The 22,419-nt window shown below is 73.6% G+C and carries 22 protein-coding genes; 13 read left to right on the plus strand and 9 right to left on the minus strand.

Translation table 11 applies throughout. From position 1 onward, the window contains the following. The 3 genes from AOK09_RS10565 to AOK09_RS10575 all read right to left on the minus strand — a co-directional run. On the minus strand, nt 1-1,747 hold a 1,747-nt coding region (locus AOK09_RS10565), incomplete at its 3' end, for an MFS transporter (RefSeq protein WP_055586887.1). A 75-nt stretch (nt 1,748-1,822) separates the two neighbouring features. Next, the gene (locus AOK09_RS10570; protein WP_079062923.1) at nt 1,823-2,833 is read right to left on the minus strand and encodes a CaiB/BaiF CoA transferase family protein; all 1,011 of its coding nucleotides are present in this window, start codon (nt 2,831-2,833) and stop codon (nt 1,823-1,825) included. 7 nt (nt 2,834-2,840) lie between these two features. After that, nucleotides 2,841-4,061: a cytochrome P450 gene (locus tag AOK09_RS10575; protein ID WP_055586888.1), complete on the minus strand. Its 1,221-nt coding sequence runs from the start codon at nt 4,059-4,061 to the stop codon at nt 2,841-2,843. 168 nt (nt 4,062-4,229) lie between these two features. Here AOK09_RS10575 and AOK09_RS10580 point away from each other — a divergent pair, with 168 nt between their 5' ends. The 5 genes from AOK09_RS10580 to AOK09_RS10600 all read left to right on the plus strand — a co-directional run bounded on the left by AOK09_RS10580 (nt 4,230) and on the right by AOK09_RS10600 (nt 9,812). Continuing rightward, nucleotides 4,230-5,351, plus strand: a complete 1,122-nt coding sequence (locus AOK09_RS10580; RefSeq protein ID WP_055586889.1) for an epoxide hydrolase family protein — start codon at nt 4,230-4,232, stop codon at nt 5,349-5,351. A gap of 13 nt (nt 5,352-5,364) precedes the next feature. Next, a complete protein-coding gene (locus AOK09_RS10585; protein ID WP_055586890.1) occupies nt 5,365-6,603 on the plus strand; it encodes a cytochrome P450 in 1,239 nt (412 codons plus the stop codon). A gap of 77 nt (nt 6,604-6,680) precedes the next feature. Further along, nucleotides 6,681-7,700, plus strand: a complete 1,020-nt coding sequence (locus tag AOK09_RS10590; RefSeq protein ID WP_055586891.1) for an MDR family NADP-dependent oxidoreductase — start codon at nt 6,681-6,683, stop codon at nt 7,698-7,700. Nucleotides 7,701-7,821: 121 nt separating this feature from the next. Continuing rightward, nucleotides 7,822-8,937 (plus strand): winged helix DNA-binding domain-containing protein, encoded by a 1,116-nt coding sequence (locus AOK09_RS10595; RefSeq protein WP_055586892.1) that lies wholly within the window; start codon nt 7,822-7,824, stop codon nt 8,935-8,937. Between the two features lie 119 nt (nt 8,938-9,056). Further along, nucleotides 9,057-9,812: an SDR family NAD(P)-dependent oxidoreductase gene (locus AOK09_RS10600; protein WP_055586893.1), complete on the plus strand. Its 756-nt coding sequence runs from the start codon at nt 9,057-9,059 to the stop codon at nt 9,810-9,812. Between the two features lie 68 nt (nt 9,813-9,880). On the opposite strand, the gene AOK09_RS10605 is transcribed toward AOK09_RS10600, so the two are convergent. Beyond that, nucleotides 9,881-11,347, minus strand: coding sequence for an alpha/beta fold hydrolase (locus AOK09_RS10605; protein ID WP_055586894.1), 1,467 nt, complete (start codon nt 11,345-11,347; stop codon nt 9,881-9,883). 19 nt (nt 11,348-11,366) lie between these two features. Then, a complete protein-coding gene (locus AOK09_RS10610) occupies nt 11,367-12,851 on the minus strand; it encodes an MFS transporter (RefSeq protein ID WP_079062924.1) in 1,485 nt (494 codons plus the stop codon). A gap of 153 nt (nt 12,852-13,004) precedes the next feature. On the opposite strand from AOK09_RS10610, the gene AOK09_RS10615 reads away from it, so the two are divergent. From AOK09_RS10615 to AOK09_RS10625, 3 genes are read left to right on the plus strand one after another with little or no spacing between them, the layout of a single operon-like run. Beyond that, nucleotides 13,005-13,328, plus strand: coding sequence for a 2Fe-2S iron-sulfur cluster-binding protein (locus tag AOK09_RS10615; RefSeq protein WP_055586896.1), 324 nt, complete (start codon nt 13,005-13,007; stop codon nt 13,326-13,328). Next, nucleotides 13,328-14,578: an NAD(P)/FAD-dependent oxidoreductase gene (locus AOK09_RS10620; protein ID WP_055586897.1), complete on the plus strand. Its 1,251-nt coding sequence runs from the start codon at nt 13,328-13,330 to the stop codon at nt 14,576-14,578. Before AOK09_RS10615 ends, AOK09_RS10620 begins: the two co-directional genes overlap by 1 nt. Before the next feature lie 19 nt (nt 14,579-14,597). Then, nucleotides 14,598-15,137: a hypothetical protein gene (locus AOK09_RS10625; protein ID WP_217698411.1), complete on the plus strand. Its 540-nt coding sequence runs from the start codon at nt 14,598-14,600 to the stop codon at nt 15,135-15,137. A 224-nt stretch (nt 15,138-15,361) separates the two neighbouring features. Here AOK09_RS10625 and AOK09_RS10630 read toward each other — a convergent pair whose 3' ends face one another. From AOK09_RS10630 to AOK09_RS10640, 3 genes are all read right to left on the minus strand, one after another. Beyond that, a complete protein-coding gene (locus AOK09_RS10630; RefSeq protein WP_079062925.1) occupies nt 15,362-16,585 on the minus strand; it encodes a cytochrome P450 in 1,224 nt (407 codons plus the stop codon). A 222-nt stretch (nt 16,586-16,807) separates the two neighbouring features. Next, entirely contained in the window at nt 16,808-17,956 is a 1,149-nt protein-coding gene (locus tag AOK09_RS10635; RefSeq protein ID WP_055586900.1) for an acyl-CoA dehydrogenase family protein, read from the minus strand. A gap of 184 nt (nt 17,957-18,140) precedes the next feature. Further along, nucleotides 18,141-18,620: an SRPBCC family protein gene (locus AOK09_RS10640; protein ID WP_055586901.1), complete on the minus strand. Its 480-nt coding sequence runs from the start codon at nt 18,618-18,620 to the stop codon at nt 18,141-18,143. 180 nt (nt 18,621-18,800) lie between these two features. Here AOK09_RS10640 and AOK09_RS10645 point away from each other — a divergent pair, with 180 nt between their 5' ends. Genes AOK09_RS10645 through AOK09_RS43130 form a run of 4 tightly spaced genes read left to right on the plus strand, consistent with a single transcriptional unit; the run spans nt 18,801 to nt 21,221 of the window. Beyond that, a complete protein-coding gene (locus AOK09_RS10645) occupies nt 18,801-19,586 on the plus strand; it encodes an SDR family NAD(P)-dependent oxidoreductase (RefSeq protein ID WP_055586902.1) in 786 nt (261 codons plus the stop codon). 43 nt (nt 19,587-19,629) lie between these two features. Continuing rightward, nucleotides 19,630-20,163, plus strand: coding sequence for a flavin reductase family protein (locus AOK09_RS10650; protein ID WP_055586903.1), 534 nt, complete (start codon nt 19,630-19,632; stop codon nt 20,161-20,163). Next, entirely contained in the window at nt 20,160-21,077 is a 918-nt protein-coding gene (locus tag AOK09_RS10655; RefSeq protein ID WP_055586904.1) for an MBL fold metallo-hydrolase, read from the plus strand. Before AOK09_RS10650 ends, AOK09_RS10655 begins: the two co-directional genes overlap by 4 nt. 21 nt (nt 21,078-21,098) lie before the next feature. After that, a complete protein-coding gene (locus AOK09_RS43130; protein ID WP_265736714.1) occupies nt 21,099-21,221 on the plus strand; it encodes a hypothetical protein in 123 nt (40 codons plus the stop codon). 272 nt (nt 21,222-21,493) lie between these two features. Here the strand turns inward: AOK09_RS43130 and AOK09_RS10660 are convergent, their stop codons facing one another. Beyond that, a complete protein-coding gene (locus tag AOK09_RS10660; RefSeq protein WP_055586905.1) occupies nt 21,494-21,946 on the minus strand; it encodes a nuclear transport factor 2 family protein in 453 nt (150 codons plus the stop codon). A gap of 192 nt (nt 21,947-22,138) precedes the next feature. Between AOK09_RS10660 and AOK09_RS10665 the strand changes: the two genes are divergently transcribed. Then, the gene (locus tag AOK09_RS10665; protein WP_055586906.1) at nt 22,139-22,414 is read left to right on the plus strand and encodes a DUF6059 family protein; all 276 of its coding nucleotides are present in this window, start codon (nt 22,139-22,141) and stop codon (nt 22,412-22,414) included. The last annotated feature ends 5 nt before the right edge of the window (nt 22,415-22,419 follow it).

Consider the following 22,419-nt stretch of genomic DNA (forward strand, 5'->3'; position numbering starts at 1 on the left):
CCTCGGCTGCGGGCTCCTCCTGCTGCCACTCGTCCATCCGCATCCGCTTGGGGACGGCGAACATCAGCAGCATGACGGCGGCGGTGATGCCGCCGAACGTCCAGAGCGTGGTCTCGAAGCTGGCGGTGAAGGAGTCGCCGGTGACCTGCTTGCTGTGGCCGCCCAGGACGGCGGCCACCTTGGCGTCGGCGAGCTCGGGCACCTTGCAGGAGGCCGGGACCACGACCGGGTCCTTCTCCCTGGTGCGGTCCAGGGTGCAGGTGCGGTAGGCGGTGACGACGGAGTCCACCCGTCCCGGGTCCACGGACGCGGTGGCGACCAGGTCCTTGCGCAGCTGCGGTGCCTGGTCGTCCAGGCTGGCCGTGGTGTTGCCGACCAGTCCGCCGAAGAAGACCACGCTGATCAGGGCGCCGCCGACGGCGAAGCCCAGCTGGGTGCAGGTGTTGACCAGGCCGGAGGCGGAGCCGGCGTCCTGGTGCGGCACCTCGGAGGTGACGATCAGCGGCAGCGGGGTGGCGACGGTGCCGAAGCCCAGGCCGATGACCAGCAGCGGCAGGCCGAGCTGCCAGGAGTGGATTCCGCTGCCGTAGTGGCCGGCCACCGCGATGTAGCCGATCAGGCCGGCGATCAGCACCACGGCGCCGATCTGCTGCACCTTGCGGCCGAACTTGGGCACCAGGATCATCACCGACGAGGTGGCGGTGAGGAAGGCGCCGACGCAGAAGGGCAGGCTGGTGAGACCGGCGTGCATCGGGCTCCAGCCCTGGCCGACCTGCATGTAGAGCGTCCAGCCGATGGTGAACATGCCCATGCCAATGTAGAAAGCCAGGTTGACCCCGAGCCCGGCGGAGAAGCTCCGGGTGCGGAACAGACCCAGCGCCACCAGCGGGGAGTTGTCCTTGCGGATCTTGTGCCGCTGCCAGAGGACGAAGCCCACCAGCACCGGCACCCCGACGCCCATCGACACGAAGCCGCCCACCGGCCAGCCCAGTTCACGGCCCTGCAGCAGCGGGAAGACGATCAGCAGCAGACCGGCGGTGGCCAGCAGCACACCCAGGGTGTCCAGCCGCAGCGCCTGGGGCGCCTTGGACTCGGAGATCACCCGGGAGCCGTACACCAGGCCGAGGATGCCCACCGGCACATTGATCAGGAAGATCAGCCGCCAGTCCAGACCGAAGAGGTCCCACTGCACCATCAGACCGCCGACCGCCAGGCCGATGGTCGCGGCCAGGCCGCCGACCGCGCCGTGCAGCGCGAAGGCGGTGCCCTTCTCCTTGTTGCTGAAGGTGACCTGGATGATCGACAGCACCTGCGGAACCATCACACCCGCCGAGGCACCCTGCAGCACCCGGGCCGCCACCAGCTGCCAGGGCTCCTGGGAGACACCCGCGGCCAGCGAGAAGAGCGTGAAGCCGGCCACACCGGCGAGGAAGACCTTCTTGCGGCCGTAGATGTCGCCCAGACGGCCGCCCAGGATCAGCAGCAGGGCGAAGGAGAGCTGGTAGCCCACCATCACCCACTGGATGGCGGAGTAGCCGGCGCCCAGCTCGCGCTGCATCGACGGCGCCGCCACATTGGCGACCGTACCGTCCAGCATGTCCAGGAAGGCGGAGACCAGCAGCACCAGCAGCGCCGCCCAGCGCCTCGGGTCGGCCGCGGGGGCGGTCCCGCCCGGCTCGGTCCCGCCCGGTGCCTCGTTTTGCACCTCCTCCACCGTGATCGGTGTCTGCTCGGAGGAAATAGCCATGGTTGCCTCTCAGTGATCGGAGGGTTCCGGCACGGCCGGGCATGGCCGTGGCAATCGGTACCAATATGGGCGGAGTCAGTGGACTCCCGGTTGAGTGCGGCTGAAGCGCGGAGCGGGCTTGGCCGGTCCGCTGCCGCGGGCGAGGTGGTGAGGGTGCGAAGCGGCCTCGTCGACGCTCAGCACCGGTGTCACACACGCCTCGGTGCCCTCGAAGGCAGCGGTCCAGAAGTCCCGGTCGCGGCGGGCGAACCGGTCCGCGAACAACTGCCGCAGGGCAGGCCAGTGGGCCGGGCAGGAGCGGTCCGGAAGCGCCGCCGGATCCAGCTCCAGCCCGGCCAGCAGGGCCGCGTAGAAGCGGTCCTCGAGCGCCCCGACGGCCATGTGGCGGCCGTCGGAGCACGCATAGCAGGTGTAGAAGGGGGCGCCGCCGTCCAGCAGGTTGGCGCCGCGCTCCGGACGCCACTCGCCGGCCGAGGACATCGCGGTCAGCATGCCCAGCATCGCCCCGGCGCCGTCCACGATCGCGGCGTCCACCACCTGGCCGAGACCGGACCGCTGCCGCTCCCACAGGGCGGCCAGCACCCCGGCGACCAGCAGCATCCCGCCGCCGCCGAAGTCCCCCAGCAGATTGACCGGCGGCACCGGCGGCCCGCCCGCCGCCCCGATGGCGTGCAGGGCGCCGGTCAGCGCCAGGTAGTTGATGTCATGACCCGGCGTCAGGGCCAGCGGACCCTCCTGGCCCCAGCCGGTCATCCGGGCGTACACCAGGCCCGGGTTGCGGGCCAGGCACTCCCCGGGGCCGATGCCGAGGCGCTCGGCGACACCCGGCCGGAAGCCCTCCACCAGCACGTCCGAGCGCTCCACCAGGGCCAGCAGCTCCGCCCGGCCGGCCGGGTCCTTGAGATCCAGGGCGACCTCGGTGCGGCCGCGGTCCAGCTCCCGGTGCCACGCGCCGAACGAGCGGACGCCGTCCGCCCGTTCGACACGCACCACCTCCGCCCCCAGGTCGGCGAACATCATGCAGGCGAACGGAGCCGGACCGATCGCCGCCAGCTCGACCACCCGCAGGCCCTCCAGCGGACCCATGGCGGACTCACACGTCCCAGGTGACCGGCAGACCCCACAGGCCGTAGATGATCGCCCGCTCCTTGGAGGGGATCTCCTCGAAGGGCTTGGCCAGCCGCAGGGTCGGGATGCGCTGGAAGAGCTTGCCCCACACCAGCTGGAGCTCCAGCCGGGCCAGGTCGGCGCCGATGCAGTGGTGCACCCCGTGGCCGAAGCCGAAGTGCTTGCGGTTGCCGCGGGCCAGGATCAGCTCGTCGGGGTCGTCGAAGACCGCAGGGTCGCGGTTGGCGGTCAGCCCCAGGCAGAGGATGCCGTCGCCCTTGGGGATCACGGCCCCGCCGACCTCGATGTCGTCCATCGCCACCCGGGGCACGGCCGCGTCCCCGATGGTCAGATAGCGGACCAGCTCCTCCACCGCGGGGCCGATCAGCTCCGGGTCGGCCTTCAGCTGCGCCAGCTGCTCCGGGTGCTCCAGCAGGCAGGCCGTGCCCAGCGAGATCATGGAGGCGGTGGTCTCGTGGCCGCCGTTCATCAGCAGCCGGCAGAGGTTGACCAGGTCGCGGGCCTCGTACTGCTCGCCCGCCTCGCGGTACTCGGCGATGGCCCGGCTCAGCAGGTCGTCACCGGGCTCCTGCTCCTTCTTGGCCACCAGGCCGAACAGGTACTCGTTGACATCGACCAGCGCGGCCTGGCGCTCCTCCATGGTCGCCGTGCCGCCCAGCAGGGTGGTGCCGTTGACCTGGAAGAACTCATGGTCCTCATAGGGGATGCCGAGCAGCAGGCAGATGACCGTCATCGGCACCGGCAGCGACAGGGCGTAGTGCATGTCCACCCCGGGACCGGCCTCCAGCATGGCGTCGATCGCCTCGTCGACGATCTCCTCGATGCGGGGACGCAGCCGCTGCACCTGACGGTTGGTGAAGGTCACCGCGGCCTTGCGGCGGGTCCTGGTGTGCTCCGCACCGTCGTAGCCGATGAAGGAGGTCTCGGTACGGAACTCCGGCGGGGCGTTGAAGTAGAAGGGGAAGTTCTCCTCCTTGCGGGAGGCGCTGGTCCGCGGATCGGTCAGCAGCTGGCGCATGTTCTCGTGGCCGGTGACCGCCCAGATCTTCAGCCCGGTCGGGAGCGGCACCTGCTTCACCGGCTCCTGCTCGAACTGCGCGTACTGCGCGGGCGGCGCGAACGGGCACTTGCGCTCGTAGGGGAAGGTCTCTTCCGCCTCGCCGGTGTGTTCGGCGTGTGTGGTCATCGCTGGTCCCTCCTCGTCGGGCCGCAGCACGCTCGCACCGCACCCTGGAGCGGCGGCTGACGAGGACTGGAGAGCCCGGTTCGGCCAGGAGGTTCCAGCCCCGCTCTAGCCGCCGGCCGTACGGTGCCGACACCCATCGCCGTCCCGCAGCCGCAGGAGGAGACCCGCATGAGTGCCGCAGTCACGCCCTTCCGCGTGGACACACCGGAGGGGGATCTCGACGACCTGAGGCGGCGGCTGGCGCACACCCGCTGGCCCGAGAGGGAGACCGTCGACGACTGGTCGCAGGGAGTGCCGCTGGCCTATCTGCAGGAGCTGGCCGGCCACTGGCGCGACGGCTACGACTGGCGCGCCACCGAGGCCCGGCTGAACGCGGTGCCGCAGTTCCGCACCGAGATCGACGGCCTGGGCATCCACTTCCTGCATGCCCGCTCGCCGCACACCGGGGCCATGCCGCTGCTGATCAGCCACGGCTGGCCCGGCTCGGTGGTGGAGTTTCTCGACCTGGTGGCGCCGCTGACCGACCCCGAGGACCCGGCCGACGCCTTCCATGTGGTCGCGCCCTCGCTCCCCGGCTACGGCTTCAGCGACAAGCCGTCCGCGGCCGGCTGGACGGTGGAGCGCACCGCCGCCGCCTGGGCCGAGCTGATGGCCCGGCTGGGCTACGACCGCTATGCGGCGCACGGCGTCGACTGGGGGTCCTTCCTCACCGGGGTGCTCGGCGAGACCGACGGCGCCCACCTGGCCGGCATCCATCTGGCGATGCCCTTCGCCGGACCCCCCAAGGAGCAGGTCGATCTGGACGAGCGCGACCTCGCCGGGCTGGCCGCGATGAAGAAGTTCCAGGCCGAGGAGGGCGGCTACTCCGTCATCCAGGCCACCCGCCCGCAGACCCTCGGCTACGGCCTCACCGACTCCCCCGTCGGCCAGCTGGCCTGGATGGTGGAGAAGTACTGGGCCTGGAGCGACCACGACGGAGACCTGGAGAAGGTGATCCCGCGCGACCGCCTGCTGGACGTGGCCACCCTGGGCTGGCTGGCGGGCACCGGCGCCTCCTCGGCCCGGATCTACTGGGAGAGCCACAACCGGATGGCGCTCGCCCCGGTCGCGGTGCCCACCGCCTGCGCGGTCTTCCCCAAGGACGCCCGGATGCCACGGGCCTGGTGCGAACGCCGCTTCACCGATCTGCGCCGCTGGACCGACCACGAGCGCGGCGGCCACTTCCCGGCGCTGGAGCAGCCCGAGCTGCTGGTCGACGAACTGCGCTCCTTCTTCCGCCCGCTGCGCTGACCGGAGAGCCCCGATGACCACCGTTCAGGAGAGCACCGCCGCACAGGACACCCTGATCTTCCCCTTCCCGGGCTCCAGCCACCGCGGCCCCGCACCGCACTGGGCACGGCTGCGCGCGGAGCAGCCCGTGGTGCGGGTGCCGGTGGCGGGGGGCGGCCACGCATGGCTGGTGACCAGGCACGCCGACATCCGGGCCGTACTGGACGGCGGCCGGCTCAGCCGGGCCGCGACCTACCACCCGGCGGCGCCCCGGTTCAGCGGCCTCTTCCAGGCCCCGCCCGGGATGATCATCTCCCTGGACCCGCCGGACCACACCCGGCTGCGGGACCTCGCGGTGCAGGCGTTCTCCCCGGAGCGGATCGCCGCCATGCGGCCGCGGGTGCGGGGCCTGGTCACCGCACTGCTGGACCGGATCGGCGGCGGTACGGCGGACCTGGTGGCCGACTTCGCCACCCCGCTGGCGCTCACCGTGATCTGCGAGCTGCTGGGCGTACCGGAGCAGGACCGCGGGCGCTTCCAGCAGTGGGTCGAGCGGTTCGCCGACGTCTCCGGCCCGGAGGAGCAGGCCGTCGAGGCCCGGGAGCAGCTGGCCGGCTACATCGCGGGACTGGTGGCGGCCAAGCGGGAACGCCCCGCGGACGACGTGCTCTCGGCGCTGATCGCCGCCCGGCTGCCGGCGGCGGGCGTCGGCAGGGACCGGCTGGACGAGGGCGAGCTGATCGGCCTCGGCTACACCCTGCTGGGCGCGGGCTTCGACTCCTCGGCGGCCCAGGTGGCCAACTCGGTGCTGACCCTGCTGGCCCGCCACCAGGAGGTCTGGCGGCGGCTGGGCGGGCACCCCGAGGAGATCCCCACCGCCGTCGAGGAGCTGCTGCGCACCGTCAACCTGACCGCCGACGACACCTCAGGACTGCCGCGCATCGCCCTGGAGGACATCGCCCTCGGGGGGACGACCATCCCCGCCGGTGACGCGGTCTTCCTGGCGTTCGCCTCGGCCAACCGCGACGAAGCCGCCTTCGCCGACGCCGCCGGGGTGGACTTCACCCGGGCGGAGAACCCGCACCTGGCCTTCGGCCACGGCATCCACCACTGCCTGGGGGCGCCGCTGGCCAGGATCGAGATCGCGGTCGCGCTGGAGGAGCTGACCAGGCGTCACCCCGGTGCGCGGCTCGCGGTGCCGGAGGAGGAGCTGCGGTGGCGTACCGGTGACGTCAACCACCACCTGCTGGCCCTGCCCGTCCTGCTGCCCTAGCCCCGAGGCCGACCGGCTTCCTGCACCCCCTGGCTTCCCGAGACACCCAGCCGTACCGAACCCCACAGGAGCGCCCCATGAGCCCCGACCCGCTGCCCGAGACCAGCCGCGAGATCCGGCTGGCGTCCTATCCCCAGGACGAGGTCACCCTCGACCACTTCACCCTGGCGACCAGCCCGCTCGCCGAACCCGGCGAGGGCGAGGTGGTCGTCCGCAACGACTGGATGACGCTGGGCTCCGTCGCCCGCGACCAGATGAACCCCGACACCAAGCTGCCGATCCCCGTCTTCCAGCCCGGCGTCGCCATGTGGGGCCGGACGGTGGGCACCGTGGTCCGCTCCAACAGCCCCCTGCTGGCCGTCGGCGACCTGGTGGAGCACTTCTCCGGCTGGCGCGACTACGCGGTGGGCGACGCCCACGGCTTCTTCCGCCGCGACCGCTCGCTGCTGCCCGGCCCCGAGTACTTCCTCTCCCAGGGCCCGACCGCCTGGCACGGCCTGGTGGAGACCGCCGGCCTCGCCGAGGGCGAGACCGTCTTCGTCTCCGGTGCCACCAACGGCGTCGGCGCCCTGGCCGGGCAGCTTGCCCGGCTGCAGGGTGCCAAGCGGGTGATCGGCAGCACCGGCTCCAAGGAGAAGATCGACTTCCTGGTGGGCGAGCTGGGCTTCGACGCCGCCTTCGACTACCACGACGGCCCGGTGGTCGACCGCCTCGCCGAACTCGCCCCCGACGGCATCGACGTGGTCTTCGACAACGTCGGCGGCGAGCAGTTCGAGGCCGCGGTCCAGGTGGCCAACCGCGGCGCCCGCTTCGCGCTCTGCGGTGCGCTGGCGGGACAGCACGGCGGCGACGGCGGCAGCCCCCGGCTGCCGCTGATGACGGCGATCAGCCGCGACCTGTCCTTCCGGGGCTTCGCCACCCTGCACACCCCCGACCAGATCGACGGCTGGAACGCCCGGTTCGGCGCCTGGCTGGGCGAAGGCCGGATCGTCTTCCCGCACACGGTCGTCGAGGGCGGCGTCCCCGCGCTGCCGGAGGCCTTCATCGCCCTGCAGCAGCGGCGGTACAGCGGTACCGTCCTGGTGCGGCTGTCCTGACCTCGTGCTCCCGCCCGGCGGCGGGCCGCCCGTGCCGTCTCCCGGTGCGCGGGCGGCCCGCCGCCGGGCGCGCGAGCGCCGTACGCCACCGCACCGCCCAGCTCCCGGAGGCGCCCGTCCCATGCCCGCAGCATCACCGCCGGTCCTGGACCGCCGAGCCCTCAACCGCGCCCTGCTGGCGCGCCAACTGCTGCTGGAACGCGCCGGAATGCCCGCCGCCGACGCCGTCGAGCACCTGGTCGGCATGCAGGCCCAGGCGCCCAACCCGCCCTACCTGGGGCTGTGGACGCGCCTCGACGGCTTCCGGACCGAGGACCTCGCGGAGCTGGTCCGGGGGCGTCAGGCGGTGCGTCTGGTAATGATGCGCAGCACCATCCACCTGGTCACCGCCCGGGACTGCCTGCGGCTGCGCCCGGTGCTCGCCGAGTCGCTGGCCCGCACCCTGCAGAGCGCCTTCGGCCGCGGTCTGGCCGGACTCGACCTGGACGAGGTGGTCCGGCTGGGCCGCCGGCTGCTGGAGGAGGAGCCGCTCACCCTGGGCGGCCTCGGCACCAGGCTCGCCGAGAAGTGGCCCGACCGGGACGGCTTCGCGCTGGCCAACGCGGTGCGCAACCTGGCACCGCTGGTGCAGCTGCCGCCCCGGGGGCTGTGGGGCGAGTCCGGGCAGGCCGTGCACGCCACGGCCGAGTCCTGGCTGGACGCGCCCCTGGAGAGCGACACCTCCCCGGACGCGGTGGTGCTGCGCTATCTCGCCGCCTTCGGGCCGGCGAGCGTCAAGGACATGCAGATGTGGTCCGGTATGACCAGGCTGGCCGCCGCGGTCAAGCGGCTCAGGGACGAGCTGCTGGTCTTCCGTGACGAGACCGGCCGGGAGCTGTACGACCTTCCCGACGCGCCCCGGCCCGACCCGGGCACCGCCGCGCCGGTGCGGCTGCTCCCCGAGTTCGACAACATCCTGCTCTCCCACGCCGACCGCTCCAGGATCCTGACGGAGGACCAGCGCCGTACGGTGATGACCCGGAACGGGCTGATCAAGTCCACCGTGCTGGTGGACGGTTTCGTGGCCGGGCTGTGGCGGCTGGAGCAGCAGCGGGACGCCGCAGCGGTCGTGGTGGAACCGCTGGTCCCCCTCACCCGGCGCGAGCAGGACGCGGTGGAGGCCGAAGCCGGCCGGCTGCTGGACTTCGCCGCCCCCGGCGCCGCGACCCACGAGGTCCGGACGCTCTCCGGCCCCTGACCAGGAACATCTCCCCGCGGCCGCCCGGGCCGCACCGGCTCAGGGACGGCTCCAGCAGGGCTGCACCGGCCCCCGCTGTACTGGCGGCCCGTATCACCGCCAGGAGAGGTGGACCGCCCATGTCCGACAAGCCGTTCGCTGACCAGACCATCGTCGTCACCGGAGGCGGCACCGGCATCGGCCGGTCCGCGGCACTGGCCTTCGCCGAGTCGGGGGCCGCGCATGTGGTCGTGACCGGGCGGCGGGCCGAGCGGCTGGCCGAGGTCGCCGCACTGCACCCCGCCGTGGTGCCGGTGACGGCCGACGTGGCCACGGAGGCGGGCGCCGACGCGGTCGCCGCCGCCGTGCGGGCCCACGGGGGCTCGCTGGACGTCCTGGTGCACAACGCCGGCGTCTTCCGCTTCAGCCCGCTGGAGCACCTGGACGCCGCCACCGTCCGCGAGGTCATGGACATCAACCTGGTCGGCCCGGTGCTGCTCACCGGCCGCCTGCTGCCGCTGCTGCGCAACCCCGGCAGCATCGTGCTGGTCTCCAGCCGGGCCGGCCACAACGCCACCCCCGGCGGTTCGGTGTACGCGGCCAGCAAGGCCGGTGTGCACAGCCTCACCCGCAGTTGGGCGGCGGAGCTGGCGCCGCGCGGCGTCCGGGTCAACGCGGTGGCGCCGGGCTTCGTCCGCACCGAGGCGTACGCGGCCAACGGCCTGGCGCCGGAGCAGGTGGAGGGACTCTTCGCCCACGCCGCCCAGGAGGTGCCGCTCGGCCGGGTGGCCGACGTGGACGATGTGACCCCCTGGATCACCAGGCTCGCCGACCCGGCGAGCGCCCTGGTCACCGGTCAGGTCATCACCCTGGACGGCGGTCTGGACGTGGCCTGACGCACCGCCGCCCGGCGTGACGAAGGGGCACCCCCGCCCGGGGGTGCCCCTTGGCCGTGCGACTGTGCTCAGCGGTCGGCCGGGATGTCGGGACGGGCCGCGGTGCCCGGGACGCTCGCGCCGGGCGGCGGCAGCTCCCCGTCCACCAGATAACGGTCGACCTGGGCGTCCAGCGGCTTGTTGCCGCCCAGCGCGTAGATCTCGTGCTCGCCGGAGTCCACGACGGTGATCAGCCGGTGGCCCAGCAGCTCCGCCATCGCCACCCCGCCGTCGTAGTGGTCCATCGGGTCGCCGTCGGCCTGCACCACCAGGCCCACCGGGTAGCCGTCGCGGGCGGGCGCCACGGGCTCCTCGGGGGCGGTGAAGGTACGGAAGGCCCCCACCCAGGGCTGGGCCCGCAGCACCCCGTAGCCGTAGGGGAAGCGGCTGCGGAAGTCCCGCATGTCCCGGTGGTAGACCTCCGGGTCGGACGGCCAGGCGTGCTCCAGGGTGATGGCCTCCAGCACACCGCAGCGCAGGTCGCCCTCGTTGTCGTCGGGCCGCCAGGTGCCCTGCTCGGCGAGCAGGCCCTCGGCGGTCCCGGCATCCGCCACCGTGCGCAGCTCGCCCACCAGCCGGGCCAGTTCGGCCCACCGGCTGCGGTCGCCGGCCCGGGTGCCGACGGCCCCGTCCAGCAGGGTCCGCAGCCGGACGCCGCCCGGCAGGCCCTCCAGGCGGGACACCGCCTCCTCCGCCGCGGCCAGCACCTGCTCCGGGTCGGTGCCCAGGGCGAAGTGACCGGTGCGCTCCGCCGTCCACCGGGCCCACTGCTCCACGTTGCGCCGCGCCGCGTCGCCCTGCTGCAGGAACTGCTCGCGCCAGGTCCAGCCGGGGTGGACGCAGGAGTCCAGCACGCTGCGGTCGAGGCGGCCGGGGAACAGGGTCCCGTACACCGCGCCCACATAGGCGCCGTAGGCGTAGCCGACGAAGGAGAGCCGCGGCTCGCCGAGCACGGCGCGCAGCACGTCCATGTCACGGGCGGTGTTGGGGGTGCTGATGTGGCGGCGAAGTTCGCCGCCGGCCCGCTCGCAGGCCAGCTCCCGGCGGTGCATGTCCTCGGCCAGCAGCGCGAACGCCGAGTCCGGGGGGCGGGAGTCGAAGGGCGCCCGGGGCACCGACACCTCGGCGTGCAGCGGTGTGGAGGCGCCGGTCCCCCGGGGGTCGAAGCCGATCAGGTCGTACACCTCGTGCACCGGGGTGCCGGCGAACTTCCCCGGCAGCTCCCGGCCCAGACCCCAGTCGCCACCGGGTCCTCCGTTGACGGAGAGCAGGATGCCCCGGCGGCGCGCCGGGTCGGTCGCCCGGCGGCGGCTGACCGCCAGGGTGAGCCGCTCCCCGTCCGGGTCGGCGTAGTCCCGCGGGACCTCGATGGTGGCGTACTCCACCTGCTGCCCGGTGCCGTCGGCCCGGTCGCTGCCCTGCGACCAGCGGAGCGGCTGGGTGCAGAACCCGCGCAGGTCGTCCTCTGTCGTCGTTCCCGGCCACGTGTTGACCACCGCAAGACCTCCTTAGCCGTCAGGCGGCCAGCGTCTCGCCGTCGGCTAGAGCCGACCTGGAAGCCTTCCGGACCGGCACCGTGAGGGCGGCCAGCAGCCCGGCCGCGGCGCAGAACGCGGCCCCGGTCAGCGCCAGGCCGTAGCCGGAGGCCAGTGCGTGCCGGGCGGCCTCGCCCCCGGGAGCCGCCGCGGCGGAGCCGCTGCGGCCGGCCGCCAGGGTGGCCAGGACCACCAGGCCGAGTGCGCTGCCCAGCTGGCGGGTGGTGTTCAGCAGTCCCGAGGCCAGCCCGGCCTGGTGGGCCGGCAGGTCGGCGGTGGCGGCGTTGGTGGTGGCGTTGAGCACCGTGCCCATGCCGAATCCCAGCAGCAGCAGCGGTCCCAGCACATCCGCGAGATAGCCGGAGTGCTCGTCCAGCCGCCCCAGCCACAGCAGTCCCAGGGTGGCCAGGGTCAGCCCGCCGAGCAGCACCGGACGGGGGCCGAGCCGCGGCACCACCGAGGAGATCCCCCAGCCGCCGAGCGCCAGCCCCAGGGAGAGCGGCAGATAGCTCAGGCCGGTGCGCAGCGGGCTGTAGCCCAGCACCTGCTGGAGGACCAGGGTGAGGAAGTAGAAGGTGGAGAAGAGCGCGGCGATGCCGAAGAAGGCGACCAGGTTGGCGGACCGCATCGACCGGTGGCGGAAGACGTCCAGCGGGACCAGCGGCCGCCGGGCGAACCTCGCCTGGATCAGCAGGAAGAGCCCCAGCAGCCCGACCCCCGCCACCAGCGACCCCAGCACCCGCACCGACCCCCAGCCGTAGGTGTGGGACTCGGCGATGCCGTACACGGCGGCCATCAGGCCCAGCGTCACCGTCAGCGCCCCCGGGACGTCCAGCGACCGGCGGTCGCCGCCGCGGCGGGACTCGGGCACCGCCACCGCGACGCCGACCAGCAGCGCCAGCCCGATGGGGACGTTCACCAGCAGGATCCAGCGCCAGGAGAACCACTGGGTGATCAGCCCGCCGGCCAGCACGCCGATGGCCCCCGCGGCGCCCGACACGGCGCTCCACGCCCCGAAGGCCTTCGCCCGGGCCGTGGGTTCGGTGAAGGTGGTGGCCAGTACGGTCAGGGTGGCGGGGGTCATGACGGCCGCGCCGAGCCCCTGGAAGGCGCGGGCGGCCACCAGGGTCGCCGGGCCGCCGGCCGCCCCGCCCACACTGCTGGCCAGGGTGAAGAGCGCCACTCCGGCGAGGAAGACCCGCCGCTGCCCGTAGAGGTCGGCCAGTCTGCCGCCCAGCAGCAGAAAGCCGCAGACCGCGATGGTGTAGGCGCTGTTGACCCACTGCAGTCCCGAGCCGAAGTCCAGGTCCTTGGCGATCACCGGCAGCGCCACGTTCACCACCGAGGCGTCCAGCACGTTCATGAACTGGCCCAGGCAGCACGCGGCCAGCACGAGTCCTAGCCGGCGGGTCCCGGTGCCTGGGCGGGCGGGGGCGGACGCGGTCCGCAACATCTGAGCACTCATGCCCGCGACGCTGGTCCGCCCGGGTGGACGGCCGCTCGCGGCCCGCTGGTGCCCGCGGGGCCACTGCGTCGAGGGCCACTCCAGGACGCCGCTAGGCCGCGTTGCCACAGTCCCTGTCGTTCCAGCCGGCTGACGTTCCAGAAGGAGGGGGCCATGGCCAGGATCACCTACAAGCACCCGAACGGCACCGAGACCGTTCTTGAGGTACCGGCGCCCAACACCGTCATGCGCGGCGCGAAGATCAACAACGTCGTGGGCATCGAGGCCCAGTGCGGCGGCTCCGCCCAGTGCGGCACCTGCCACGTCTACATCGACGAGGCCTGCACGGTGTCGCTGCCGGAGATGGCCGACGACGAGGACGAGGTGCTGTACGGCACCGCCAGCCCCCGCCGGGACAGCAGCCGGCTCAGCTGCCAGCTGCAGATCTCCGACGCGCTGGACGGCCTCGTGGTCCACCTCCCGGAGCGGCAGTCCTGATGGCCGCCCGGTCGGTCGTGATCGTCGGCGCGGGACAGGCCGGTTCCGACACCGCGGCGGCGCTGCGCAGCCACGGCTTCGACGGCCGCGTCACCCTGGTCGGCGAGGAGCCCTGGCTGCCCTACCAGCGGCCGCCGCTGTCCAAGGCCTACCAGGCGGGGACGGTCGGGCAGGAGGAGCTGGAGCTGCGCCCGGCGTCGTTCTACGCCGACCAGCGCATCGAGCTGCTGCGCGGGGACCGCGCGGTGAAGATCGACCGCGAGCTGCGCACCCTGCTGCTGGACTCCGGGCGGACCCTGCCGTACGACGCCCTGGTGCTGGCCACCGGAGCGCGCCCCCGGGCACTGCCGGTGCCCGGCGCCCAGCGTCCCGGCGTGCTCGCCCTGCGCGGCCTGGACGACGCCGAGGCGCTGCGGCAGCAGCTCGCCGGGGCGGAACGGCCGCTCCAGGTGGTGGTGGTCGGCGCCGGCTTCATCGGCCTGGAGGTCGCCGCCACCGCCCGGGAGCTGGGCCACCACCCGACCGTGGTGGAGGCACTGCCCCGGGTGCTGGCCCGCGCCGTCAGCCCCGTGATGTCCGACTGGCTCGCCGCCGAGCACCGCCGCCGGGGCACCGCCCTGCTGCTGCGCCGCGAGGTGGTCGCACTGCACGGCGCGGGCACCGGCGACGGGCCCGTGCAGGTGGTGGAGCTGGACGGCGGCACCCGGCTGCCGGCGGACCTGGTGGTGGTCGGCATCGGGGTGCTGCCCAATGTGGGGCTCGCGGTGGAGGCCGGACTGAACGTCGGTGACGGCGTCCTGGTCGACGAGCAGCTGCGGACCAGCGACCCCGCGATCCACGCCGTCGGCGACTGCGCCCGGTTCCCCAGCGTGCACGCGGGCCGGCCGCTGCGGCTGGAGTCGGTGCAGAACGCCTCCGACCAGGCACGCACCGTCGCCGCGGTGATCTGTGGCGAGCCGGCCCCGTACCGGGCGCTGCCCTGGTTCTGGTCGCAGCAGTTCACGCTGCGGCTGCAGATCGCCGGCATCACCGCCGGTCACGACGAGGCCGTGACCGCGGGCGACCCGGAGCAGGGGCGGTTCTCCGTCTTCTGCTTCCGGCACGGACGCCTGGTGGGGGTGGAGTCGGTCAACCGGCCCGCCGACCACGGCATCGCCCGGCGGCTGCTGGCCGCCGGCCCCGATCTCACCCCGGAGGAGGTCGCGGCTCCCGGCTTCGACCTCAAGAGACGCACCGCACAACCGGTCTGACGAGATGAAAGGCATGCCGATGCAAGAGCAGAGCGAACGGAACGAGACGGCGCCCGGTGCGGCCCGCGCCCGCAGCCGGGCCACCGCACCGCGGGTCCTGGGCGGGCTGCTGGCCATGCTGGCGCTGCTGGTCGGCTTCACCCTCGCGCCGAGCAGCGCCTCGGCCGCGCCCGACAGAACCCTGACCGGGACCTGGGACCTCACCGTCACGGTGTGGGCCCCCGAGGGTCCCGCGGTCACCACGCCGACCTTCCACTTCCACCCCGACCACACCCTCAACGCGGAGGGCCCGCCGGATGTCGACGGCGGCCCGCAGTACGCGGCCACGGGCTTCTGGAACACCGACCCCGACGGCTCCTTCGTGATGTACATCACCCACGGCGGACGGGCCGACGGCGCCATCCCCGGCATGGTCCAGGCCGTCCACATGGGCAAGATCCGGGGGCACCACTTCACCAGCCACGCCGATGCCTTCGTGCTGGCCAACCCCGGTGACACCAGCTACATCGGCCCGGTCACGGTGACCACCGTCGGCACCTGGGTCTCCAGCGCCAACTGACCCGCCGCGCCTGCCACGCCCGTGTCCGCCCCTCCCGGGGGCGGACACGGGCGTTTCCGGCTGCCGGCCGTGGCTCCGGGCCTCCGTGGTTCCGGTGCTTCGGCGCCTCCGTGCTTCCGTACTCCCGGGCCTCCGGCCGCGGGCGCCGGCCCGGTGCGCAGACGGCGGTGCGGGCCCGGGAGACCCGGACCCGCACCGCCGTGGAGACCGTCCGCGACCTGCCGTCAGTCGCCCCAGGTGACCGGCAGACTGGTCAGGGTGTGGTTGATCTCGCCGACGTGCCAGGGGAGTTCGGAGGCGGGCACCGCCAGCCGCAGATCGGGGAACCGCTGCACCAGGCCCTCCAGGGCCAGCTGCATCTCCAGCCGCCCCAGGCTCTTGCCGAGGCAGTGGTGGATCCCGTGGCCGAAGGAGATGTGCGGATTGTGGCTGCGGGTGACGTCCAGCCGGTCGGGCTCCTCGAAGACCGCGTCGTCCCGGTTGGCGGAGGCCAGCGCGATCACCACGGCGTCACCCGCCGAGATCCTCGCCCCGCCGAGCTCCAGGTCCTCGACGGCGACCCGGGGGAAGCCGGTGGTGTCGGTGGCGAAGAGGTTGACGTGCCGCAGCAGTTCCTCCACCGCCACCGGGATCCGGTCGGGCTGCTCCACCAGCAGGTCCCACTGGTCCCGGTGGTCCGAGACCAGCGCCAGCACCGAGTTGGCGAGCTGGTTGGCCGTGGTGTCGAAGCCCGCGCCGATCAGGGTGAAGCCGAAGGTCACCAGCTCCTGCTCGCTCAGCCGGTCGTTGTCGTCGCGGGCCGCGATCAGCTCCGACAGCATGTCGTCGGTGGGGTTGGCCCGCTTGTCCGCGATAAGGCCGACGATGTACTCGCTGAGCTTGGCCAGGCCCTCCAGCGACGCCTCGCCGCCCGCCCGGTCGTCCACCGTGGCGAAGGCCCGCGCCCAGCGCTCGAAGGTCTGCAGGTCCTGACGCGGCACCCCGAGCAGCTCCCCGATGACGGTGAGCGGCAGCGGCAGCGCCAGCTGCTGGACCAGGTCGACGGCCGGCCCCTTGGCGGCCATCTCGTCGAGCAGCTCGTCGACCACGGCCTTGATCCGCGGCCGCATCTGCTCCACCCGGCGGACGGTGAAGGCGCCGGCGACCAGCTTGCGCAGCCGGGCGTGCTCCACCGAGTCCATGGAGATGATCATCTCGGGGGTGGTGTGCATCGAGCCGCCCACCCGCGGAGCGCCCTCGCCGCAGGCCGCGGCCCGGCTGATCCGCGGGTCGGCGAAGGCCTCGCGGACGTCCTCGTAACGGGTCACCAGCCAGGTGTCCACACCGCCCGCGGTCGGTACCTTCACCACCGACTGCGGGCAGCCCCGCAACTCCGCGTAGCGCGGTGCCGGCCCCTGGTAGGAGGACCCGGGGAAGGGGAAAACGTCTGTCTCCTGGGAAGCGGTCAAGAGGCACCTCCGATATCGCCGCCACCACACGGCCGGGGGCTTCCGGCCACGGTCACCCAGCACGGTAGGCAGGGCGGCTGGAGGGCAGGTCGCCCCGGTCTGGAGCGGCGGACGGCCCTTGGCGAGGGGCGCGGCGGCCCTGTAGGGCGCCCCGTACGGGACCGGACACGGCGGTGCGCGGGCCGCCACAGGGGCGGCCCGCGCACGGGCGGACGGAAGGGCTCAGGCCTCGGGGCCGAGCAGCACCGCCGAGTAGTTCTTGCGGGCCGCGGTGTCGTACTGCAGCGCCACATGGCTGGCCGCCGAGGTGATGTCCCGCCAGTAGCGCTGCAGGGCGTGGCCCTCGCCCAGGCCGCCGGTGCCGGCGCTGCGGACCAGCAGGCCCACCGCCTCGGTGACCGCCTCCGCGGCGAAGGTGGCGTTGCGCTCGTTGCGGGCCATGTGCTCGGGGGTGAAGAGCCGCCCGTCCAGCACCGCGGCGTTGTCGGCGACCAGGTGCCGGGCGGCATCGATCCGGCCCGAGGCGCGCACCACGGCCAGCTCGGCGGCCTGGGTGCGCCGCCTGCCGCGCAGCGCGTCCGCGGTGGCCGCCAGGGCGCCGACCGCGGCGCCCACCACCGGCGCGATGAAGGTCAGCCCGCCGACGGCCTGGAACGGCACATTGTGCGCGGAGACCCCCGAGGTGGCGTTGCGGCCCGTCAGCATGTCCGCCCGGTCGAAGGACAGGTGCGCGGGCACCGGCAGGTCCTCCACCACCACGGTGTGGCTGCCGGTCGCCCGCATCCCGATGCTGTCCCAGCTCTCCACCACGCTGTACGAGCCCCTGGGCAGGGCGAAGAAGCGCAGCTGCGGCGGGCCCTCGGGAGCCCCGGCCACCGCCGCGCACACCAGCGCCCAGTCGGCGAAGTCGATGCCGCTCACATAGCTCCAGCGGCCGTTCAGCCGCCAGCCGCCGTCGGCCGCGGTGGCCCGGCCGGCCGGCATCAGCGCGGTCGCCACCACCACGTCCGGGCTCTCGCCCCAGATCGCACGGTGGCCCTCGGCGGGCAGATGGGAGGCGAAGCGGGCGGAGAAGGCGCTCAGCGAGGCGCACCAGGCGGTGGCGGGGCAGGCCGCACCGACCCTGACGACCGCCCGGGTCAGCTCGTCGAAGCCGCCCTCGGTGCCCCCGAAGACCGCGGCGACGAAGTGCCGTGCGAAGCCGGCCCGGCGCACCGCGTCGATCACGGCGGGGTCGAGCCTGCGGGTGGCGTCCGCCTCGGCGGCGTGCCGGGCGGCGAGCGCGGCCACCTGCTCCGCGGCCTCGGACAGCCGGTTGTCCCGTGTGCCGGTGTCCAGCGGCCCGGTCTCCTGTTGTATGACGGCAGGCATCCTGATGACCTCCTGTGATGTCGGGCCTCCGGTGGCCCGAAGGAGCGTGACCGGTGCCGCTCGAAGAGCGCTGCACCACCGCTGGACCATCCCGGGGACCTGCACCGCCCCGCCCCCTCGCAGGATGCGCCGAGGGGGCCCGCGCCGCACCGGCGCGGGCCCCCGGAGGAGCGTCTCGGACCGCTCAGAGGGCCGCTTTGGCGAACCGCTCCAGGGTCTCGCCCGGGCTGGGGCCGTCCAGCGCCCGGAAGATGCCCTCCGCGCCCTCGCCGTGCTTGTGCAGCTTGACGTGGGCCAGCTCCACCCGGGTGGTGTTCTCGTCCACCGCGGTGAACTCCACCTCGATCTCGCTGGCCCGCTCGTCGTCGGTGATCGACTGCCAGCGGCCGTCGATCCGCCAGGTCATCGAGAGCCGGTAGGGCGGCTCCCAGGTCAGCACCTTGCCCCAGGCGATCTCGGTGCCGTCCACGTCCCACTCGTAGTAGCGGCCCCCGACGCCGGGCTCGAACGCCAGGCCGGCCCGCTCCTTCTTCACCAGGATGTGGGACGGCGGCCACCAGTCGGCGGGACGCTCGGTGAACACCTGGAAGCAGTGCTCGGGCGTGCCCGCCACGGTCACCGACTTCCGCACGTCCGGGATCGACTGCTCGGGCTGTTCGGGCATGGCCCCTCCTCGCTGCTCGCCACTGCTCACTGACCGCCCCACCCTCGCCCCGCCGCCTCGACGCCGCGTCGAGTCCCTCTCGACCGGCCCGCGGTCCAGCCGGATTCGAGACCCGCGCAAGGCGCAGGGCGCACGGTCGTCGCCGTTCATGCCAGGGCACACGCTCGACGGGAGAGCCTGATGACAGACACGGGACGACGGATCGCCTTCGTCACCGGCGCCACCAGCGGGATCGGCCTTGCCGTGACCGAGCTGCTGGCCCGGCAGGGCATCGCGGTCTTCGGAGTGGCACGCGGTGAGGAGGACGTCGCCGCGCTGGTGAAGCGGCTGCGCGAGGAGGGTCTGGAGGTCGACGGCACCACCGCCGACGTCTCCGACACCGGCCAGGTCCGTGCCGCGGTCGCCGCGGCGGTCGAGCGGTACGGCCGGATCGACATCCTGGTCAACAACGCCGGCCGCGGCGGCGGCGGGGTGACCGCCGAGCTGGAGGAGTCCCTCTGGCTGGACGTCATCGACACCAACCTCAACAGCGTCTTCCGGGTCACCAAGGAGGTGCTGTCCACCGGCGGGATGCTGGCCAACGGCTGGGGCCGGGTGATCAGCATCGCCTCCACCGGCGGCAAGCAGGGCGTGGCGCTGGCCGCCCCGTACTCGGCGTCCAAGCACGGCGTCGTCGGCTTCACCAAGGCCGTGGGCATCGAGCTCGCCAAGAGCGGGGTGACGGTCAACGCGGTCTGCCCCGGCTATGTGGAGACGCCCATGGCGCAGCGCGTCCGGCAGGGCTACGCCTCGCACTGGGGCGTCACCGAGCAGGACGTCCAGGAGAAGTTCGAGGCCAAGATCCCGCTGGGCCGCTACTCCACCCCCGAGGAGGTGGCCGGACTGGTCGGCTACCTGGTCAGCGACACCGCCGCGTCGATCACCGCGCAGGCGCTCAACGTCTGCGGGGGGCTCGGCAACTACTGATGAGCGCGCCCGACCGACGACGCCCAGAGAGGGAGCCCGCACCATGACCGACACCGCCCAGGCCCTGTTCACCGCGCCCGACACCGCCGACTTCCGCGCGGCCATGGGCACCTTCCCCACCGGGGTCACCCTGCTGACCAGCGGCAGCGGCAACGACACCATCGTGATGACCCTCAACAGCCTCACCTCGGTCTCACTCGATCCGCTGCTGCTGCTGGTCTCGGTCAAGAAGGACGGGCGGATGCGCCCCCGGGTGGCGGCCGCGGGCAGCTTCGCGGTCAGCATCCTGTCCGAGGAACAGCAGGACCTCTCCACCGAGTTCGCCCGTCCCGACCGGCCCGAGGGCGGCATCGCCATGCAGCGGCTGCGGGCCACCGAGGGCGTCACCGGCAACGCGGTGGTCCCCGCGGCGACGGCCGCCTTCGAGTGCCTGCTGGAGGACGAGGTCGAGGTGGGCGACCACGTGCTGCTGATCGGCCGGGTCGCCGTCATCCACCGCGGCGAGCCGGGCGCCCGTCCGCTGCTGTTCCACCGCGGCCGCTACGCCCGGCTGCCGTACGCCCGGGAGGCGGCGTGACCACCGCGGCACCTCCGCAGACCCGGCTGCGGCCGGTCGCCGACGGCGTGTACGCCTTCGAGCAGCCGCCCGGCGGCTGGTGCCTCAACAACGCGGGCCTGGTCGCCGACGGCGGCCGGGCCGTGCTGGTCGACACCGCGGCAACCGAGGCGCGGGCCCGCCGGCTGCGCGCCGAGGTGGAGCGGGTCGCCCCCGGGGGCCCGGACGTCGTGGTCAACACCCACTTCCACGGCGACCACGTCTTCGGCAACTCGCACTTCACCCCGCGCGCCACCGTGGTGGCCGCCGAGGGCACCCGTTCCGACATGGCGGAGTCCGGGCTGGGGCTGTGCAGCCTCTGGCCGGGGGTGGAGTGGGGCGAGACCGTACTGGCGCTGCCCGACCTGACCTTCCGCGACCGGCTCACCCTGCGGACCGGGGGGCTGACCGTGGAACTGCTGCAGGTCGGTCCGGCGCACACCGCCGACGACACGGTGGCCTGGGTGCCGGAGCGCAGGGTGCTGTTCACCGGGGACGTGGCCTGGTCCGGCGTCACCCCGTATGTGCTGATGGGCTCGGTCAGCGGCTCGCTGCGGGCACTCCAGCAGCTGCGCGCCCTCGGCCCCGAGGTGGTCGTCGCCGGCCACGGTGCGGTGGGCGGGCCGGAGGTGCTGGACGCCACCGAGTCCTATCTGCGGTGGCTGCGGCGCCTTGCGGCGGACGGCCTCGAAAGCGGGCGCACCCCGCTGCAGACGGCCCGAGCCGCGGACCCCGGCCCGTACGCCGGGTGGCTGGACGGCGAGCGGCTGGTGGGCAATCTGCACCGCGCCTACGCCGAGCTCCAGGGGCTGCCGCCGGGTGCCCGGATCGACGTGGCGGCGTCGTTCAAGGAGATGGTCGAGTACCACGGAGGCCTGCCGGACTGCCATGCCTGATCCGGTGGAGAGGAGAGGGCGATGATCGCCGCACCACGGGAGTACATGCTCTGGGACGACAGCAGGGGCGCCTGGCCCGCACTGCGGTTCCCCGGCGAGGACGACGAGAGCGCGGAGGGCCACATCTGCCGCGGGATCGACTGAGCCGCGGCCGTACGGGGGCCGCACCGCGGGTCTGCGCGGCGCGGTCGGCCCGGCAGGGCCGGCGCAGCAAGGCCGGCCCGCGCGGTCGGCCTGCGCGGTCCGGGGGCGCGGGGAACCGCGCGAGGGGCCGCCACCTCGGTGGCGGGCCGCTCGTGCGACTCCCCGCGCCCCCGGCCGGTGTACGGCCCGGCGCGGCGGTGCGTCCGCAGCAGTGAGCGGCGGTGCGGCCGGGGGCTTCCCCGGCAGCACCGCCGCATCTGCGCGTCCGCGGTTCAGAACTCCACGGGAAGGTCGCGGTGGATGACCCGCTCCCGGGTGAGCAGCCGGCCGCCCCGCCGCACCAGCACGTCCTCCACCGTGAAGGTCGGCTCGAAGGTCAGCCGCCCCTCCCGGTCGGCCAGCGAGACCAGCGAGTAGTAGGAGACCCGCAGTTCGCCCTCCTCGCCTCCCACCACCGGCTCGATCAGCAGGTGGTCGAACCAGTGCCGCACCGCGATGTCCCGGTAGCGGGGCTTGTTCGCGTACATCCCGGCCACCATCTCGGCCCGGCCCTCGGCGCGTGCGCCGTTGGCGTGCACCACCACGCCGTCCTCGGTGAAGGTGTCCGCGAAGCCCTCGATGTCCAGGGCGTCCACCCGGCGCATCTGACGGGCGTAGAACGTCCGCACCTCCGCATAGAGGTCTCCGGTGACCTCACTGCTCACTGACTGGACCGCCTGAGTCACGGCGACTCCCCTCGACGACTGCCGGCCACCCGGGCGGCGGCACGGATGCCCCCACCCTGCGGCCGCCGCCTGCAGCCGCACTGGAGCCCGGGTCGGGGCGCCACCGGTGCGGCGGTCCACCGGGGCTCAAGGGACCGCTCGCATCCTCGCTGCTCCCCGGGCTCTCCCAGTGAGCGGAAGGAGGACTCACCCATGCCCGCACTGCGACGGATCCGCGACGCCGTGGTCCGCTACGGCCTCAGACCCCTGAGCCAGGGACTGATGACGCTCGGCGGAATCGACCTGCACCTGGCGGCCCGGCGCGCCGAGGCCCTGGACCGGTACCGGGAACTGGGCTACGCCCCGCCGCTGCTGCCGCTGCCGTACGGGCCGCCGGCCGGACACCCCGAGCGGCTCTGCCCCGAACTCCCGCTCAGCAGCGAGGAACTGGCACTGCTGCGGCAGCTCGCACCGCAGGGCCGCCGCTGATGCAC

The organism is Peterkaempfera griseoplana, assembly GCF_001418575.1.
In the GTDB taxonomy this organism is placed as follows: domain Bacteria; phylum Actinomycetota; class Actinomycetes; order Streptomycetales; family Streptomycetaceae; genus Peterkaempfera; species Peterkaempfera griseoplana.

Excerpts from the sequence above, each read along its gene's own strand:
- AOK09_RS10570 (WP_079062923.1), bottom strand. The coding sequence starts at position 2,833 with ATGGGTCCGCTGGAGGGCCTGCGGGTGGTCGAGCTGGCGGCGATCGGT.
- AOK09_RS10575 (WP_055586888.1), bottom strand. The coding sequence starts at position 4,061 with ATGACCACACACGCCGAACACACCGGCGAGGCGGAAGAGACCTTCCCC.
- AOK09_RS10580 (WP_055586889.1), top strand. The coding sequence starts at position 4,230 with ATGAGTGCCGCAGTCACGCCCTTCCGCGTGGACACACCGGAGGGGGAT.
- AOK09_RS10585 (WP_055586890.1), top strand. The coding sequence starts at position 5,365 with ATGACCACCGTTCAGGAGAGCACCGCCGCACAGGACACCCTGATCTTC.
- AOK09_RS10590 (WP_055586891.1), top strand. The coding sequence starts at position 6,681 with ATGAGCCCCGACCCGCTGCCCGAGACCAGCCGCGAGATCCGGCTGGCG.
- AOK09_RS10595 (WP_055586892.1), top strand. The coding sequence starts at position 7,822 with ATGCCCGCAGCATCACCGCCGGTCCTGGACCGCCGAGCCCTCAACCGC.
- AOK09_RS10600 (WP_055586893.1), top strand. The coding sequence starts at position 9,057 with ATGTCCGACAAGCCGTTCGCTGACCAGACCATCGTCGTCACCGGAGGC.
- AOK09_RS10610 (WP_079062924.1), bottom strand. The coding sequence starts at position 12,851 with ATGAGTGCTCAGATGTTGCGGACCGCGTCCGCCCCCGCCCGCCCAGGC.
- AOK09_RS10615 (WP_055586896.1), top strand. The coding sequence starts at position 13,005 with ATGGCCAGGATCACCTACAAGCACCCGAACGGCACCGAGACCGTTCTT.
- AOK09_RS10620 (WP_055586897.1), top strand. The coding sequence starts at position 13,328 with ATGGCCGCCCGGTCGGTCGTGATCGTCGGCGCGGGACAGGCCGGTTCC.
- AOK09_RS10625 (WP_217698411.1), top strand. The coding sequence starts at position 14,598 with ATGCAAGAGCAGAGCGAACGGAACGAGACGGCGCCCGGTGCGGCCCGC.
- AOK09_RS10635 (WP_055586900.1), bottom strand. The coding sequence starts at position 17,956 with ATGCCTGCCGTCATACAACAGGAGACCGGGCCGCTGGACACCGGCACA.
- AOK09_RS10640 (WP_055586901.1), bottom strand. The coding sequence starts at position 18,620 with ATGCCCGAACAGCCCGAGCAGTCGATCCCGGACGTGCGGAAGTCGGTG.
- AOK09_RS10645 (WP_055586902.1), top strand. The coding sequence starts at position 18,801 with ATGACAGACACGGGACGACGGATCGCCTTCGTCACCGGCGCCACCAGC.
- AOK09_RS10650 (WP_055586903.1), top strand. The coding sequence starts at position 19,630 with ATGACCGACACCGCCCAGGCCCTGTTCACCGCGCCCGACACCGCCGAC.
- AOK09_RS43130 (WP_265736714.1), top strand. The coding sequence starts at position 21,099 with ATGATCGCCGCACCACGGGAGTACATGCTCTGGGACGACAGCAGGGGC.
- AOK09_RS10665 (WP_055586906.1), top strand. The coding sequence starts at position 22,139 with ATGCCCGCACTGCGACGGATCCGCGACGCCGTGGTCCGCTACGGCCTC.